18 protein-coding genes are annotated in these 16,478 nt (G+C 57.3%); 10 read left to right on the top strand and 8 right to left on the bottom strand.

The genetic code is table 11. From position 1 onward, the window contains the following. Nucleotides 1-166 precede the first annotated feature (166 nt). Nucleotides 167-1,423, top strand: a complete 1,257-nt coding sequence (gene rho, locus CP97_RS02120; RefSeq protein WP_048884593.1) for a transcription termination factor Rho — start codon at nucleotides 167-169, stop codon at nucleotides 1,421-1,423. Between the two features lie 26 nt (nucleotides 1,424-1,449). Beyond that, nucleotides 1,450-1,839: a BLUF domain-containing protein gene (locus tag CP97_RS02125; protein WP_063612478.1), complete on the top strand. Its 390-nt coding sequence runs from the start codon at nucleotides 1,450-1,452 to the stop codon at nucleotides 1,837-1,839. 107 nt (nucleotides 1,840-1,946) lie between these two features. Here the strand turns inward: CP97_RS02125 and CP97_RS02130 are convergent, their stop codons facing one another. Further along, nucleotides 1,947-2,645, bottom strand: a complete 699-nt coding sequence (locus CP97_RS02130) for a dienelactone hydrolase family protein (protein ID WP_048884595.1) — start codon at nucleotides 2,643-2,645, stop codon at nucleotides 1,947-1,949. Nucleotides 2,646-2,716: 71 nt separating this feature from the next. Between CP97_RS02130 and CP97_RS02135 the strand changes: the two genes are divergently transcribed. The 6 genes from CP97_RS02135 to CP97_RS02160 all read left to right on the top strand — a co-directional run bounded on the left by CP97_RS02135 (nucleotide 2,717) and on the right by CP97_RS02160 (nucleotide 8,594). Further along, entirely contained in the window at nucleotides 2,717-2,989 is a 273-nt protein-coding gene (locus tag CP97_RS02135) for a DUF6489 family protein (RefSeq protein ID WP_048884596.1), read from the top strand. A 19-nt stretch (nucleotides 2,990-3,008) separates the two neighbouring features. Next, entirely contained in the window at nucleotides 3,009-4,283 is a 1,275-nt protein-coding gene (gene mnmE, locus CP97_RS02140; RefSeq protein ID WP_048884597.1) for a tRNA uridine-5-carboxymethylaminomethyl(34) synthesis GTPase MnmE, read from the top strand. 75 nt (nucleotides 4,284-4,358) lie between these two features. Next, nucleotides 4,359-6,212, top strand: coding sequence for a tRNA uridine-5-carboxymethylaminomethyl(34) synthesis enzyme MnmG (gene mnmG, locus CP97_RS02145; RefSeq protein WP_048884598.1), 1,854 nt, complete (start codon nucleotides 4,359-4,361; stop codon nucleotides 6,210-6,212). Then, nucleotides 6,209-6,835 (top strand): 16S rRNA (guanine(527)-N(7))-methyltransferase RsmG, encoded by a 627-nt coding sequence (rsmG, locus tag CP97_RS02150; protein ID WP_048884599.1) that lies wholly within the window; start codon nucleotides 6,209-6,211, stop codon nucleotides 6,833-6,835. Before mnmG ends, rsmG begins: the two co-directional genes overlap by 4 nt. Continuing rightward, nucleotides 6,832-7,608, top strand: a complete 777-nt coding sequence (locus CP97_RS02155; RefSeq protein WP_048884600.1) for a ParA family protein — start codon at nucleotides 6,832-6,834, stop codon at nucleotides 7,606-7,608. Before rsmG ends, CP97_RS02155 begins: the two co-directional genes overlap by 4 nt. Beyond that, nucleotides 7,605-8,594, top strand: a complete 990-nt coding sequence (locus CP97_RS02160; RefSeq protein WP_048884601.1) for a ParB/RepB/Spo0J family partition protein — start codon at nucleotides 7,605-7,607, stop codon at nucleotides 8,592-8,594. Before CP97_RS02155 ends, CP97_RS02160 begins: the two co-directional genes overlap by 4 nt. A gap of 75 nt (nucleotides 8,595-8,669) precedes the next feature. Here CP97_RS02160 and CP97_RS02165 read toward each other — a convergent pair whose 3' ends face one another. Together CP97_RS02165 and CP97_RS02170 are read right to left on the bottom strand one after the other, a co-directional pair. After that, a complete protein-coding gene (locus tag CP97_RS02165) occupies nucleotides 8,670-9,491 on the bottom strand; it encodes a glycine zipper 2TM domain-containing protein (protein WP_053106495.1) in 822 nt (273 codons plus the stop codon). A gap of 118 nt (nucleotides 9,492-9,609) precedes the next feature. Beyond that, nucleotides 9,610-10,089 carry a GAF domain-containing protein gene (locus CP97_RS02170; RefSeq protein WP_048884602.1) on the bottom strand — a complete coding sequence of 160 codons (480 nt, stop codon included), beginning with the start codon at nucleotides 10,087-10,089 and terminating at the stop codon, nucleotides 9,610-9,612. A gap of 71 nt (nucleotides 10,090-10,160) precedes the next feature. Between CP97_RS02170 and CP97_RS02175 the strand changes: the two genes are divergently transcribed. Next, complete coding sequence (locus tag CP97_RS02175; RefSeq protein ID WP_048884603.1) at nucleotides 10,161-11,624, top strand: PQQ-dependent sugar dehydrogenase; 1,464 nt, start codon at nucleotides 10,161-10,163, stop codon at nucleotides 11,622-11,624. Between the two features lie 30 nt (nucleotides 11,625-11,654). On the opposite strand, the gene CP97_RS02180 is transcribed toward CP97_RS02175, so the two are convergent. Next, nucleotides 11,655-12,479 (bottom strand): DUF815 domain-containing protein, encoded by an 825-nt coding sequence (locus CP97_RS02180; RefSeq protein ID WP_048884604.1) that lies wholly within the window; start codon nucleotides 12,477-12,479, stop codon nucleotides 11,655-11,657. 26 nt (nucleotides 12,480-12,505) lie between these two features. Here CP97_RS02180 and CP97_RS02185 point away from each other — a divergent pair, with 26 nt between their 5' ends. Further along, nucleotides 12,506-13,459, top strand: coding sequence for an L-threonylcarbamoyladenylate synthase (locus CP97_RS02185; protein WP_048884605.1), 954 nt, complete (start codon nucleotides 12,506-12,508; stop codon nucleotides 13,457-13,459). A 9-nt stretch (nucleotides 13,460-13,468) separates the two neighbouring features. Here the strand turns inward: CP97_RS02185 and CP97_RS02190 are convergent, their stop codons facing one another. The 4 genes from CP97_RS02190 to CP97_RS02205 all read right to left on the bottom strand — a co-directional run bounded on the left by CP97_RS02190 (nucleotide 13,469) and on the right by CP97_RS02205 (nucleotide 16,432). Further along, nucleotides 13,469-13,804 (bottom strand): hypothetical protein, encoded by a 336-nt coding sequence (locus CP97_RS02190; protein WP_048884606.1) that lies wholly within the window; start codon nucleotides 13,802-13,804, stop codon nucleotides 13,469-13,471. A gap of 114 nt (nucleotides 13,805-13,918) precedes the next feature. Further along, the gene (locus CP97_RS02195; RefSeq protein ID WP_048884607.1) at nucleotides 13,919-14,683 is read right to left on the bottom strand and encodes a head GIN domain-containing protein; all 765 of its coding nucleotides are present in this window, start codon (nucleotides 14,681-14,683) and stop codon (nucleotides 13,919-13,921) included. A 179-nt stretch (nucleotides 14,684-14,862) separates the two neighbouring features. Further along, nucleotides 14,863-15,396, bottom strand: coding sequence for a CarD family transcriptional regulator (locus CP97_RS02200; RefSeq protein WP_048884608.1), 534 nt, complete (start codon nucleotides 15,394-15,396; stop codon nucleotides 14,863-14,865). Between the two features lie 214 nt (nucleotides 15,397-15,610). Next, nucleotides 15,611-16,432 carry a YihY/virulence factor BrkB family protein gene (locus tag CP97_RS02205; protein WP_227819646.1) on the bottom strand — a complete coding sequence of 274 codons (822 nt, stop codon included), beginning with the start codon at nucleotides 16,430-16,432 and terminating at the stop codon, nucleotides 15,611-15,613. Between the last annotated feature and the right edge of the window lie 46 nt (nucleotides 16,433-16,478).

The following is a 16,478-nucleotide window of genomic DNA, read 5'->3' on the forward strand; positions in this document are numbered from 1 at the left end:
GGAATTGCAGTCGCGACGATTCATGAATTGACCGCGCCGTGCGGCTCCCATATTGCGTGTGTCATCACCGGCTGAAGGTCGCGCTTTTCAAGCGACCGCGTCTGCTTTCTCCAAGCCCATACGGCCCGCCGGCACCCCAGATTAACTACAGAAAAGTACACTGAACATGCATTTGAAAGAACTGAAACAGCGCGCGCCGGCAGAACTGGTCTCCATGGCGGAGGAAATGGGTGTCGAAGGGGCATCAACCATGCGCCGCCAGGATTTGATGTTCGCCATCCTGAAGGAAGTTGCTGAAGACGGGGAAGAAATTCTCGGCATTGGCACGATTGAGGTTTTGCAGGACGGTTTTGGTTTCCTGCGTTCGCCCGAAGCAAATTACCTTGCCGGACCGGACGATATTTATGTCTCTCCTAATCAGGTCCGCAAGATGGGCCTGCGCACGGGCGATACCGTCGAAGGTGAAATCCGCGCTCCGCGCGATGGCGAACGCTATTTCGCACTGACCAAGCTCAAGCAGGTCAATTTCGAAGACCCTGAGGCTGTGCGCCACCGTACCAATTTCGATAATCTGACACCGCTCTATCCCGACTCGCGATTGAATCTCGATACGAAGGATCCGACGGTCAAGGACAAGTCGGCTCGCGTCATTGATCTCATCAGCCCGCAAGGTAAGGGCCAGCGTGCTCTGATCGTTGCTCCGCCACGTACAGGTAAAACCGTTCTCTTGCAGAACATGGCCAAGGCCATCACTGATAATCACCCCGAGGTGTTCCTGCTGGTTCTGCTCGTGGATGAACGCCCTGAGGAAGTCACCGATATGCAGCGCAGCGTGAAGGGCGAGGTCATTAGCTCTACCTTCGATGAACCCGCTTCGCGCCACGTCCAAGTTGCTGAAATGGTTATAGAAAAAGCAAAACGCCTGGTCGAACACAAGAAGGATGTGGTCATCCTTCTCGATTCCATCACGCGCCTTGGCCGGGCCTATAACACCGTTGTGCCAAGCTCCGGCAAGGTGCTGACCGGCGGTGTCGATGCCAATGCCTTGCAGCGTCCGAAGCGCTTTTTCGGCGCGGCCCGGAATATTGAAGAGGGCGGTTCGCTTTCCATCATCGCTACTGCGCTGATCGATACGGGCAGCCGCATGGACGAAGTGATCTTTGAAGAGTTCAAGGGCACCGGCAACAGTGAAATCGTGCTTGACCGCAAGGTTGCAGACAAGCGTATCTTCCCCGCTCTTGATGTCGGCAAGTCCGGCACCCGCAAGGAAGAATTGCTGGTGGACAAGGAACAGCTTAGCAAGATGTGGGTCCTGCGCCGGATCCTGATGCAGATGGGCACCATAGATTCGATGGAATTCCTGCTCGACAAGATGAAGGATTCCAAGACCAATGAAGATTTCTTTGCGACGATGAACCAGTAGGGGGCCATGTTATGCAGGGGTCGCGATTGCACCAACTGGTCTACGTCAGCACCGCCGCAAAACTGGATGAAGGCGATATTGCCGCCATCCTTGCGACTGCGCAGCGCAGGAATGAGTCGCAAGAGATCACCGGTTTCCTGCTGTATAATGGACGCAATTTTCTTCAGCTTGTTGAGGGTGACGAAGCGCGGCTGTTGAACTTGTGTGCGCGTCTGGCCAATGACCCGCGGCACACTGGGATGGTCATCACTTCCAACATTGCGATAGAAGAGCGGGCCTATCCCGACTGGACGATGAATCTTATCGGATGGGTCGACGATGTCGATACACGGATGGCCCGTATCAGCGAGAGAATTGGCGATCGGCTGAATAATGACGTTCAGCGATTTGTCCTTAATTTTGCAGCGTTGAATTAAAGATTTGGGTAGCTGCGCCTGCATGGCGGGCGAAGGAAAAGTCGTGCCGTCATGAATAGAGGCGGGCAGGATGGCGGGGTTCTCATCCTCCGCCATCGCCTGCATATTTAAGCCAGATGTTCCGCGAAGAATTCAGCCGTGCGGCTATCGGCGAGCGTAGCGGCCTCTTCATTGCGACGCTTTCCGAATTCAGTGGCAAAACCGTGATCCTGTCCCTCGTAATCGTATAGGGTTATCTTTGGATCGCGATCGAGAACCTCATGCATTTTTGCCTGCGTCTCAGCATTCACAAAGCCATCGTCACTTGCAATATGCAGCATGAGCGGATGCGAGATTGCGTTGTGTTCATGCAGCAGGTCATCCAGTCCCACCGCATAATAGCCGACGGTCGCATTCACATCGGTGCGTGCCGCGGTCATATAGGCTAGCCGCCCGCCAAGACAGTATCCTACCGCACCGACCTTGCCGCTACTTGTCATGGGGCGGACATGTTTGATGGTCGCTTCGATATCACGAATTCCTGCGTCCTGATTAAACTTGCCCATCAGATCGAGGGCGGTCTGAAAATTCGGCTCATTGTCGGGGTCAAGCTCGACACCCGGCGTCAGTCGCCAGAACAGATCTGGCGCAATGGCCAGGTAGCCCACATCGGCCAGACTGTCGCATTTCTGGCGGATGCCTTCGTTTACACCGAAGATTTCCTGTATCACAACGATTGCTGATTTGGCCTCTCCTATGGGTGCTGCCAGATAGGCATTGAAGCTGTCATCACCAGAAAGGGTGGAAATGCTCACTGTCTCACTCATATAAGACTCTCCCGATTGATAGATAATGCATATAGCATTCTACGCGGCAACGCAGGAAAGGTGTCGGAAAAATGAAGGTACACGTCGAAATCGACTGCACGCCGGAAGAGGCTCGCCAGTTCATGGGTCTGCCCGATGTTGAACAGGCCAATGCAATCTATGTCGATACGATTGCGAGCGCGATGAAAGGCGTGACCAATACAGAGCAGCTTGAGCAATATGCAAAGCAACTGGCACCCATGGGCCAGATGGGGCTGAAGATGTTCCAGAGCTTCGTAGAGAGCGCAGGAGGAGGTTCGGCAGCTGGTGGAACGAAGGGATCGGGTGGGAAAACGTCTTCCTAGGAAGAACAAGCCACTGGAAATGGAAACTATTTTCGCTCTTTCGAGTGGTACTCCGCCTGCCGGAATCGGCGTCATCAGGCTTACCGGACCGCAGGTTCGCTTGGCGCTTCAGGCCTTGACGGGCTCAGTCCCCAAGCCTCGCCATGCGACTAGGGCGAAATTTCGCAATGTGAGTAACGATGTGCTCGATGATGGTCTTGTCCTGTTTTTTGCCGGGCCGCATTCTGTCACCGGAGAGGATCTGGCTGAATTCCACTGCCACGGGGGCCGCGCTGTCATTACCGCTGTTGAGAAGGCGCTGGCTGAAATCGATGGATGCCGTTCGGCGCAGGCAGGAGAGTTCACCCGTCGTGCTTTTGCCAATGGCCGGATTGACCTTTCCGAGGCAGAGGGCCTTGCTGACCTGCTCTCGGCGGAAACCGAATTACAGCGCCGCAGTGCAATGGAAATGGCGAGCGGATCATTGTCCCGCAAAGTTGACGATTGGCGTGAGCGCTTGCTGTTGCTGTCGGCCCAAGTGGAGGCAGTTCTTGACTTTGATGACGAGGATGATGTGGGCGGCTTGTCGCAACGTTTCAGCGATAGCTTATCTTCCCTGGCTCAGGACGTGACCGATGCGTTATCCGCGCCTCACGCCGAAACCTTGCGAGAGGGCTACCGCGTCGCTCTGGCAGGTCCGCCCAATGCGGGGAAATCTACCTTATTCAATGCGCTGACTGAAACTGAAGCTGCCATCACGGCAAAGATCGCCGGAACCACGCGCGATGTCCTCACCCAATCGGTCGCGTTGGCCGGTATCCCTTTCACCTTTGTCGATATGGCTGGCTTGCGCGAAGCGGGGGAAGACGAGATAGAGGCGATCGGGATTGAGCGCGCCGGGGCTGAAATTGCCCGCGCTGACCTCGTGCTTTGGCTGGGGACGGAGGGTGAAGGTCCGCCGGGTTCTTGGGAAGTGGAGGCGCAATGTGACAGGGCTGGCCATGTGCGCAAATGCGAGTATAAGCACCGCGTTTCTGCAGTGACCGGCCAGGGGCTTGCGGAACTGCGCACTGCGTTAATCGACCAAGCGCGAGGGGCAATGCCAAAACCCGGCTCCGCCGCCCTCAACATGCGCCAGCGCGCACGCCTTGAAGAGGCATTGGTGGCTTTGCAGCAAAGCACGGATACCCCTGATCCATTGTTGATTGCAGAGAATTTACGCGTGGCTCGCTTGGCCTTTGATGCTTTAACCGGACAAACATCGACTGAAGACGTGCTTGATGCTTTGTTTGGCCGCTTCTGCATCGGAAAGTGATTGTTCCACGTGGAACATTGCCGCCTGAGCATCAAGGTTTTGACCATCAGGGCTTAGCCACGTATCGGGCAATCAATGCCCCAGTTTGATATTATCATCGTCGGAGGAGGACACGCCGGTTGCGAAGCTGCAGCAGTAGCGGCGCGCATGGGTGCGCGCACGGCGTTGATAACTTTCGATGCGACAATGCTCGGTGCGATGAGCTGCAACCCAGCGATTGGCGGCTTGGGCAAGGGTCATCTTGTCCGAGAGGTTGATGCATTTGATGGCTTGATTGGCCGCGCCGCCGATGCTGCGGCAATCCATTACCGCATGCTCAACAGGTCGAAGGGTAGTGCGGTTCACGGACCACGCGTTCAGGCTGACCGCAATTTATTCCGGGCGAAGATACAGGCGATGCTCGGCCAGCTTGAAAATCTAACCGTGATCGAAGGCGAGGCCGCGTCATTGCTCCTTACCAAAGGGAGGGCATCGGGGATATGCCTTGCCGATGGCAGCGAAGTTCGCGGAAGTGCGGTTGTTCTGTGCACCGGCACATTTCTTGGTGGTACGCTTTTTCGCGGGGAAGAGCGGCTGACCGGGGGACGTATTGGGGAGCAAGCGGCGCAGCGGCTTGCTGAACAATTGCGCGGTGCAGAGCTCCCGATGGCACGACTCAAGACAGGAACGCCACCCAGATTGGATGGACGGACAATCGATTGGTCTTGTTTGGCGGAGCAACCTTCAGACTGCCAGTTCTGGACGATGTCCCCGCTTACCCGCAATCGTGTAAATCCACAGATCTTTTGCGCCATTACGCGGACGAACCAGCAGGCGCATGACATTATCGCCGCCAATCTTGATCGCTCTCCCTTGTTTTCAGGGGCAATTGATGCTGCGGGTCCTCGATATTGCCCGTCTATTGAGGACAAGATTCACCGTTTCGCTGATCGGGATGGCCACCAGGTATTTCTTGAGCCAGAAGGTCTGGATACCCATCTGGTCTATCCAAACGGCATCAGCACCTCTTTACCGGTGGATGTCCAGCTTGGCATGCTACACGCGATGGAGGGACTGGAACAGGTTGTCATGGAAGTGCCAGGCTATGCGGTCGAATATGACCATATTGATCCCCGCGCGTTAGGGCAGGATCTTCAGCTCAAGGTAATTCCTGGTGTTTATTGTGCAGGTCAGATCAACGGCACAACGGGGTATGAAGAAGCGGCCGCACAGGGCCTGATTGCCGGTATGGGTGCGGCTTGCGCGATTCTTGATAGAGAGCCGCCCGCGTTGAATAGAGCGAATTCTTACATGGCCGTTTTGATCGACGACCTTACCCTTCATGGTGTGAGTGAGCCCTATCGCATGCTAACGGCACGCGCCGAATATCGCCTTCGTCTACGTGCAAACAATGCCACAACTCGTCTCACCAGACTTGCGATGGACATTGGCTGCGTCGCAACCGATCGCCGCGAATGGTTTGAAAAGCGTTTGAATACGGCCGCTACTTGGGAAACTGCGCTCGACCGCAAGGTTCCAGCTACGCAAATGCATGATGAGGGGTTGTCGGTTCGCCGTGATGCGGGGCACAAGGCTCTGCGTGAATGGCTCACCCTTCCTGACATTTCTCTTGAAGCTCTTGCAGAATGGCTTCCAGCAGACTGTGACATACATTCAGAGCTTGCCGGTGAGTTGGTCGAAGACGCAGCCTACGCACCATATCTCGCGCGCCAGGATGCGGAATTGCGTGATTTGCGCAGCAGCGAAGGTCTCGAATTGAGCGATGATTTCCCTTTTTCCGAAGTGCCGGGCCTTTCGAATGAGATGGTAGAACGCCTATCGACCGCACGGCCGCATAATCTTGCGGCTGCCGGCAGGATTCGTGGCATCACCCCCGCTGCCTTGGCGGCTTTGCTGGTCCACGCGAAACGCCGTAACCGCGCCGCATGATGGATAATGAAGAGCAGGCTAGGGCGTTTTGCGATGAGCGCGCGGATGCCAGCGCTATGCTACGGCTCGACCGCTTTATTGCGATGCTGGCACAAGAAAATAACCAACAAAATCTGGTTTCAAATTCCAGCTTAAACTTCGTGTGGCAGCGGCATATAGCGGATAGTTTGCAGCTCCTGGATCATGTTCCACGTGGAACATCTCCTTGGCTGGATCTAGGTTCGGGCGCCGGGATACCGGGCCTCATTCTCGCAATTGCGCGCCCAGACATGCAATTTGTGCTCGTCGAATCACGTCGAAAGCGAGTCGAATGGCTGCAACAGGTCAAGACAGAATTTGGACTCTCGCACTGCTCAATTCATGGTAGTCGCCTAGAACTTGTGGAAAGTCACGAAATGGCGGTTATTACAGCGCGGGCCTTTGCTCCAATGCCTAAGTTGCTCAACTTATCCGCCCGTTTTTCCACACGCTCCACATATTGGGTGTTGCCGAAGGGGCGCTCGGGGGCGCAAGAACTTAAAGAGCAGCCCGAAGCCATCCAGAAAATGTTCCACGTGGAACAATCAGCTACGGATGGTGAGGCGGGCATCTTAATCGGCACAGGGAGGCCTCCGCTCGGATGATCGTAGTTGCGATAGCCAATCAAAAGGGCGGGGTCGGGAAGACTACCACGGCCGTCAACACGGCGACTGCAATGGCCGCAAGTGGGTGGCGCACATTGCTTGTCGATCTAGATCCGCAGGGGAATGCGTCAACCGGTGTGGGCCTTGCTGCCGCTGATCGCGATCTTTCGAGCTATGATGTTCTGATAGACGAAGTACCTCTCTCCGAATGCGCTGTTCCATCGACGATTCCAGGCCTGGATCTGGTTCCTGCTACGGTGGACCTCAGTGGAGCAGAAATTGAGCTGGTCGGCGTGGAGGAGCGTACTTTTCGCCTGCGCAAGGCGATCGAGCAGCATCAGGGACATGATATCTGCTTCATCGACTGTCCGCCTTCGCTTGGCTTGCTCACGCTGAATTCGCTTTGCGCTGCCGATACCTTGTTGGTTCCGCTGCAATGTGAATTTTTCGCTTTGGAGGGGTTGAGCCAGCTCTTGCAGACGGTCGAACAGGTTCAGCAGCGCTTCAACCCTGATCTGGGCATCGTCGGCGTGGCTCTGACGATGTTCGATCGCCGCAATCGCTTGACAGATCAGGTGGCGGACGATGTGCGTGAATGCCTCGGGAATCTTGTTTTCGATGCAGTTATACCACGCAATGTCCGCCTTTCCGAAGCCCCAAGCCACGGCCTCCCAGCCTTGGTGTACGACCATTCCTGCACCGGTAGCCGCGCTTATATGGCGCTGGCACGCGAACTGATTTCGCGTCTTCCCGCACAAAGGCAAGCCGCATGAGCGATAGTGATAATACTCCGACAAAGTCTCCTGCTGCAAAGCGGAAATTGGGCAAGGGGCTGGGCGCCTTGATGGGGGAGGCGCGCCGTGAAGAACCTCTGGTCGCGCGTCGTCCGGCTGCAGGTTCTGATAGCGTCGAACAGACGAATGGCACCGCCGCTCTGGATGGTCAGCCGCGGAATGCCGGTCTGGCGACACTCTCCGTGGCGGATATAGAGCCGCATCCCGATCAGCCGCGCCGACATTTCGATGAGGAATCGCTGGCCGAGCTAGCGGCCTCCATCGCCAGTCGCGGTGTGATTCAGCCAGTCATTGTTCGGCCCATGGGGCGGGGCAAATACCAGCTTGTCGCAGGCGAACGCCGCTGGCGTGCCTCCCAACGAGCGCAATTGCATGAGATTCCCGCATTGATTCGTGATCTTGAGGATCGCGAAGTGATGGCGCTCGCGCTGATCGAGAACATACAGCGCGAAGATCTCAACCCCATTGAAGAAGCGCGGGCCTATCAGCGCTTGTCTGAAGAAGAGGACATGACGCAGGCCGAAATTGCCACCTTGGTTGAGAAATCGCGCAGTCATGTCGCCAATTTGCAGCGTCTTTTGTCGCTCCCGTCCAAGGTTCTCGACTTTCTTGAGGCCGGCAAGCTCGACATGGGGCATGGCCGTGCGTTGATTGGGCTGGATGCGGCAGAGGATATCGCGGAACAGGCGGTCGCGAAAAACCTTTCGGTCCGGGAGGTCGAGAAATTGGCCCGCAAGAGCCGCAATGGCGGTGAAAGCCCAGCCCGCAGACAGGCGCGACCATCGCGGGATCCTGCGCAGGATGCCGATATTGCCGCTGTCGAAAACCATCTGGAGGAATTTCTTGGTCTGCCGGTCAAGATCGCGACCGATACTGATCCGCGCTCTGGCGCAGTCACTGTCCGGTTTCGTACTCTCGACCAATTAGACCTTATTTGCCAGAGGCTTACTGGCGGCGGTATCTAGGCAGACAAGCCAGGCACGACGCAGGAAAGTCGCGCTGCTCAAGTTCCCGCAGTCCCACTACGCCTTGCGCAGCGATCAGCCGATAGGAGTAATTTTACCCTGTGGTGCAGATGACGGGCGCGGTGTGACAATCTCTTCCTCGATCCATTCTTCTGTCACTATTTCGTTGCAGACGCGGCAATCTTCGCCATTTCCGGGGTGGTGCCCGTGCAAGCCGTTGCTGCGGGTTGAGGATACGACTTTGGCTCGATGCGCATGACTGCGATAGCCCCAGCTTCCGCCTCCCATTTCGTAGCGGCGCAGATAGGCGTCGCAATAGCGTGCAGCCCATAGTTCATTGCGATCAAACTCGTCTTGCGCATCAGAATCGACAGCCGAACCGATGGCCGCCCCTGCAACCCCGCCAACCCCTGCGCCAATCAGTGTGCCGCCAAGGCGACTGCCGCGGCCAGCAATGCGATTTCCCGCCACACCGCCAACCACCGCGCCCAGCAGTCCGCCGATTAGACCGCTGTCGCGCTGCCCCTTATCATAAGGGGCGCCATCTGCCATAAGATAGCGACAATCCGCCAGCCATGCTTCGCGTTCAGCCAAGGTATAGCCCAGCCGCCCATCGGGCGATGCGCCGAGCGGGCCGCGGGCGCTATCAATCAGATGATGTTCGCCGCGTGCATGCTGTCCACCGTGACGATAGGTGCCGGTCCATTCACCCTGCCAGGTCTGCTTATCGGTCCAGTCGCCTTCCCAAGCGCCATCATACGCCGCGCCGGTGTGGCTTTGGTGCTGCTGGGCGTGGTGATCTCGGAGTGCTTCATCAACATGTTCCTGCGCGAAGGCAGGTATGGCCAAAGTGATGCTAGCTATGCTGGCCAACAGAGTGATGGTGCGGATCGACATTGCAGCAATTCCCCCGGAATCAGATGGGCCAAGCGACCCGTTAACCCGGTATTTACCAAGGTAGGGGGCATGAAACCAAGAAGCTCGGTCGATCCGTCCCGTTACGGGGCGGTATGTCTCAGATCCGATGCGAAAGCATGGCGGCCAAGGCCTCTACCCCTACCTGATCTTCATCATCGAAGCGCGCTTCGCTAGGGCTGTCGAGATCTATCACGGCGATCACCGCATCATCACGAATGATGGGCACTACCAGTTCGGACCGGGTGAGCGCATCGCAAGCGATATGGCCAGCAAAGGCGTGGACGTCCGGCACGAGCTGCGTCTCGCCCTCTGCCGCTGCCCCGCATACGCCCACACCAAGCGGAATGCGAATGCAGGCGGGCCGTCCGACAAAAGGGCCGAGCACCAATTCACCGCCGACCATGCGGTAAAAGCCCGCCCAATTGCAGTCTGCAATGAACTCACCCAGCAAGGCGGCCGTGTTCGCCATATTGGCCACAGCATCCGGCTCATCAGCGGTCAAAGCATCTGCCGCTTGCAGCAAAGCGGCGTAAAGATCGGGCTTGCTGGCCCCCGGTTGAGGAGAGAAATCGAACATGCGCGAGTATCTAGCCCAGCGTTGCTGCCAAATCCATTGCCGCATCGCGCGGCCTCGCTTATCTAAGCGCCATGCGCATTCTCAAGAAGATCATTATCACCGCCCTTATCCTGCTGGCCATCGCAGGCATTGCCGTCTGGTGGATTACCCGCCCGGATGTGGCAGATTATGCATTTGAGGAAACTGCCGGAACAGATCCGGTCCTTGACGAGCCCGAATCGGAGCTTGTCCCCACCGTCGACATCGCCAAGCCCATAGGCTGGGGCGAGGGGGAAACGCCGATTGCGGCAGAAGGGCTGGTAGTCACGCGCTTTGCCGAGGGGCTGGACCATCCGCGCGTGCTTTATACATTGCCTAATGGCGATGTTCTGGTGACGCTGACCAATGCGCCCGATCGTGAACTGGCGGGGGGCTGGCTCACCAATATGATCGCAAGTTGGCTATTCAGCGAGGCGGGCGCGGGTGAACCGTCGCCCAATCAACTGGTATTGCTGCGCGATGCCAATGAGGATGGCGTCGCCGAGGAAACCCGTATTTTGCGCGAGCAGGATATGGATTCGCCATCGGGCATCGCCTGGCATGACGGAAATCTTTTCATCGCCAATCACGATGAGGTGCTGCGCTTCGATTATGCATTGGGCGCCGAAACTGTTGAAGGAGAGCCGGAGAAAATTGCCGATCTTCCGCCTGGCGGCAATCACTGGATGCGCAACATCATCCTGTCTGAAGATGGCACGCGACTGTACGTCGCGGTTGGATCAGCCTCCAATATCGCAGAAAACGGAATGGCCCTGGAAGAGGGGCGCGCCGCAATTCATGAATTCAATCTGGAAACTGGAGAATCGCGCGTTTTCGGGGCCGGGATGCGTAACCCCAATGGCTTGCAGTGGAATCCCTGGACCGGAGAACTTTGGACCACGGTAAATGAACGCGACATGCTCGGCAGTGATCTGGTGCCTGATTACATGTCCAATGTGCCCATTGGCGTCCATTACGGTTGGCCTTGGGTGTATTTCAACGATGTCGTGGATGAACGGGTGGAGGCGCCGATGCCACGCTTCCTCACAGAATATACGCGGACGCCGCAATATGCGCTTGGCGCACATGCTGCGGCGCTAGGCATGGTATTCACTCGCGAAGGTTCCACCATGGGCGATGCATTTGGCCAAGGGGTCTTTATCGCCCGCCACGGCTCCTGGAATCGATCCCCGCCCGCCGGTTATGACGTGGTGTTCGTCAAATTCGACGAGCGCGGGAATCCTGTGGGTGCGCCTGTCCCGGTGCTGGAAAGCTTCCTTACGGGCGACGGCGATACCTATGGCCGGCCGACTTGGGTCGCCTGGGACCGAACTGGCGCATTGCTGGTGAGCGATGACACCGGCAATATCATCTGGCGCGTTACTTCGCCCGGCGCGGCGGGCTCCGCAGCGATCGAGCGCAATAGCGGAGAGCGTTTACCACCGCAGAGAGAATTGCAGGGGGATCCGGCACGGGCTTTTGAAGAAGGTGCAATTTCACCGCAGGACATTATGTAATTCCGCGCAGGGCAAACCCGGGCAGGCCAATTAGATACGCCGGCCCGCACGCCCGGCCAGTTCGGTGATGAAATGCCATGCAACGCGGCCTGATCGTGCACCGCGTCGCTTTGCCCATTCAAGTGCCTCAGCCTCATCAAGATCCAGACCGTATTCCCCTGCATAGCCGCGCAACATTTCCAGATAATCATCCTGGCTGGCATTGTGAAAGCCCAGCGAAAGGCCGAAACGGTCTGCCAGTGCCAGATTATCGTCCACGGCATCACGAGGATTGATCGGATCATCTTGCTCTGCCGCATGGCGCGCAAGGATAGCGCGCCGGTTGGAGGTTACCGCCAGCCTTACATTTGGCGGTCGGGCCTCAACCCCGCCATCAAGCCAGCTGCGCAAGTGCCTGGGCGTGGCATCGTCACCTTCGGCGAAGCCAAGATCATCGATGAAAACCAGAAAATTACGCTCTATTTCATGCAATGGGGCGAATAGTTCGGGAAGTGATGCCACGGCGTCAGTTGCAATTTGGACCAGCGCGATCTCTCCGCCCGAGCCTTGCGCATCGGCCACAGCAGAGCGAAGAAGCGCTGATTTGCCCATGCCCCGTGCACCCCACAGCAACATGTCATGCGCTGCATCGCCCTTGGCCAATTGTGCAATATTGGCGGAAACCGCGCGCTTCTGCTTTGCGATACCGCGCAGCAGGCTGAGCGGCGGCGCATCGATCCGATTGATGGCCCGTGCGCCGCGGCCATCCCAGACATAAGCAGGTGCTGACTTCCAATCGGGCATGATGATCGGCGAAGGTGCGATTCTTTCCAGCGCCTCGGCAATGCGGGCGAGCAGTTGGGCTTGGTCTTCCATGGCGGCTTTCACTATAGGCACAGGCAATGACCGGCAAGGAACCACAGATAATCGCGCCTGATACGGCGGGAATCGCGCAGGCGGCAGATCTGTTGCGTGCCGGCCATTTGGTAGCCATCCCGACAGAGACGGTTTACGGGCTTGCGGCCCGCGCTGACAGCGCTGAGGCGGTGGCGCGTATATATCGCGCGAAGGGAAGGCCCGAATTCAATCCGCTAATCGTGCATGTCGCATCCTCCGCAATGGCCCGAGAACTGGCTGATTTCGATGAGCGGGCAGAGCTTTTGGCGCAGCGATATTGGCCCGGACCGTTGACGCTGGTTCTACCCGCCAGGATCGGCTCACCAATTGCGCCTGCGGTTACCGCCGGCCTTCCGACAATTGCGCTGCGCCAGCCTGCGCATCGCGTTGCCGCAGCCATATTGCAGAAAGTCGGGCTGCCGCTCGCCGCGCCATCGGCCAATCGCAGCTATGGGGTTAGTCCAACGCGGCCCGATCATGTGCTGTCTTCCTTTGGCGAGGACGCGCCGCCAATTCTGGACGGCGGGGCAAGCACGGCGGGACTGGAATCGACCATTGTTGCCTTGCGTGAAGATGGTGGCTGGTCGGTCCTGCGTCCCGGGCCTGTCATGCAGGAAGAACTGGAAGAACTGCTTGGTCCGTCGGAAAAGTTGCGCGGCGCAACGGGCGATATGATCGAAGCACCAGGACAAATGGAGCGCCATTATTCACCTGGCAAACCGCTTCATTGCGATAAGCAAGTTGCAAGGGCAAATAGTTTCATGATCGGATTTGGCCAAATTGCTGGCGATATAAGCCTCTCGTCGCAAGGCGATCTGGCAGAGGCTGCAGCGCGGCTTTATGAATGCCTGCACATTGCGGCAGCCGCCTCCAAGCCGGAAATTTCTGTGGCACCCATTCCCCATGTCGGCATGGGCAGGGCGATCAATGATCGGCTGGCGCGCGCTGCCAAGGGCTAACGCACAAACTCAGTCATCGTCATCGCTTTCAACCGGAACCGAAGGCCGCAGATGATTGATCTCATTGCGCATATGAACGGCTTCGCGACAGGCGGAATCGTCACCATCGAGGCAATCTTCCTCCAGTTCGCGATAATCATCTTCCAGGCGGCCGAGCCGTTCTTCGCGGCGGCGGATCTCACGTCCGCGTTCCCGGTCCGCTTCATCCTGGCTTGTGGTCGTCCAATCGACCACCTTGCTGGCGGCGCGGACAGGGGCCGTGGCCGCACCCACCACGGTCTTTGCGACGCAACCGCCAAGGATGAGGGCAAGGATTGGACAAATAAAAATGGCAGTGGGGCGCATGAAATCACTCTGTGCAAGGCAATCAGAAGGGTATGGCGAAGGTCTACCCCTAACGCCTTCCAAGGTAATATCAGAACGTCGCTACAAAATGAACATCGTTGAAATGCGAATGGGTCAGGCTGCATCCTCATCGGGATCAGCGCTATCTTCGCATGTCAGGCTTCCAGATCCCGACGTGCTGATCGTGCAGCTGGCCGATCCGCGCACACGCACATTGCCCGATCCGGCAATTGTTGCATCAACCGTGCCATCAGAAGCGAAGGATGCATTGCCCGAACCACCGATATTCACGTCAGCATCATCGACCTGCAACACGGCCAGGTCAGCTGTTCCGCTGCCGCCTATGGTGAGATTGAGAGATCGGGTGCGGCCCGACGCGCGCACGCGTCCGCTCCCGCCAATGCGGACGTCCAGAGTATCCGCATCGACATTCAATGCCACGATCTCGCCGGATCCGCCGACGGCTAATTTGGCATCATTGGCAACCGCGTCGCTGGTAATGCGGCCAGATCCGCCGATGAGGATAGAGGAAGGTGCAGGCATGGTCACACTGACCGTGGCGTAATCGCCATCGCGCGAGAAGCCGTTTTCGCGCCCGATTGCCAGCATTCCATCCCTAAGGTCAAAACGCATGCGATCCTTTGCGGCATCGCTGCCAGCCATCTCGATTTCAAACGTGTCACCGGTGGTGATCACAACCATGTCAGGACCGCCCAACGCTACGCTGTCGGGTGCATCGCCCGTTTTGTCGAGATCCGCCAACGGCTTGCCGTCTCCGCTACCAAATCGCGCATTCATGTCACCGCAGCCTGAAAGGCCGGCTGCTGCTATCATCGCGATGCCCGGACCTATGGCGCGAAAAATTCTGCCAACGACCATGATTTTCCTCCTATCGTGTATTGTTAGTATAATACACAGGGGGCCAGGGATGCAAAGTCGCCGGTCGGTTGCGCATGTTGGTTGATCGAGAGCAAGATCATAGATGGCAGACACGAAAAAGGGCCGCCCGCACGCTGCGAACGGCCCTTCTGTAGTGTTGAGGCCCGATTAGGCCACGCTCAGTCTTCTTCGGGATTCTCGTAATATTGCGGCGCATGCTCCTTCAGAACATCGAGAATCTTTTCCAGCGCAGTCGGCTCATCAGTCTTTTCCATTGCCGCCAGCTCACGGGCGAGACGGCTGGAAGCTGCCTCGAAAATCTGGCGTTCGGAATAGCTTTGTTCGGGCTGGTCCTCCGGGCGGAACAGATCACGTGTTACCTCGGCAATCGACACAAGATCGCCGGAATTGATCTTGGCTTCATATTCCTGTGCACGACGGCTCCACATGGTGCGCTTGACCTTGGGTTTGCCCTTCAGGGTTTCCATCGCTTCCTTCAGCGTTTTGTCACTGGAAAGCTTGCGCATGCCGATGCTTTCGACCTTGTTGGTCGGTACGCGAAGAGTCATGCGCTCTTTTTCAAAACGGAGCACGTAAAGTTCCAGCTGCATGCCGGCGATTTCTTCGTTCTGCAGCTCGATAACACGGCCAACGCCATGCTTGGGGTAGACGACATAATCGCCAACTTCAAAAGCGGTCGCTTCAGCGGCCATAAAGAATCCTTTCGTTCACAAACCCCTGTGCCGCATGACAAAAGCATTCCGCCCGCTGTATAACAGCAGCTCGAAACCTATGCCTGTTGGGAAACAGCGACCTGCCTTTCTACCAATCTGCTGCCTATCGTGAGGCGAACAGTTGTGTAAGTATATAACAGATTCGTGACACAAATGCCACCCGAGAAACTATTGGGCAACCTTCGCGCTTGGCCTAGGGATTTTCTTGCGCGCGCGCTGCAGCAAATTCCGCTCCCAGCAGAAGCACGTAAGCGGAGAGAAAAAGCCATGTCAGCAAGACGATGACTGCACCGAGCGAACCATATGTTGCGTTGTAATCGCTGAAATTGGCCACATACCAACCGAAAAGTGCTGTCAAAAGCACGATGCCCATCCCGGCGAACATGGCTCCGGGGAAAACTGCCGCCCATTGCGGTTCCTGTGATGGCGGCGCGCGGCGGTATAGCAGGGCAGCACCGATTGTTCCGCCAGTAGCCAGAATGGCGTAACTGGCAATCTGTGCGAGCAATTGTTCGGCACCGGAAATTCCCGGCACAAGGTCGGCCAATGCGGCGGTAACGGTCATCGCCAGCGCCACCATTCCCACACCGGCAAGGCCGGCAAGTGTCACCGCCAGTGCGACAATGTTAGATCGCAGCATGCTGCGTCTTTCGGTGTCGTTAAATGCCATGGAAACTGCCGTGACGATAGCAGCGGAAGCATTGCGTGCGCCGAACAGGGCAACAGCCAGCGAAATCAACAGGCCAACGCCCTTTGCCGAACCTGAGGTCTGCACAACAGCCTGCAATTGTTCTGCAATCAGTTCAGCGGCGGAGGCGGGCAGGCTTTGCGCCATTGCGGCGATGTGGCGTGCGACTGCCTCCGGTTCGGCCAGCAGTCCGTAACCCAGCACTGCGGCAGCCAGTAATGGCATGATCGCCAGAAAAACATAATAGGCGACCCCTGCAGCAAGGATCGAGATATTGTCTTTGCCGGATGCCGCAAAGCCGCGTTTAATCGTATCAAGAATGCCCATGACAGCCCAACGCTCCGCAGGCCCTGCGGTTCAACGAGGGGAGACG

It is taken from the genome of Aurantiacibacter atlanticus, assembly GCF_001077815.2.
GTDB lineage: Bacteria > Pseudomonadota > Alphaproteobacteria > Sphingomonadales > Sphingomonadaceae > Alteraurantiacibacter > Alteraurantiacibacter atlanticus.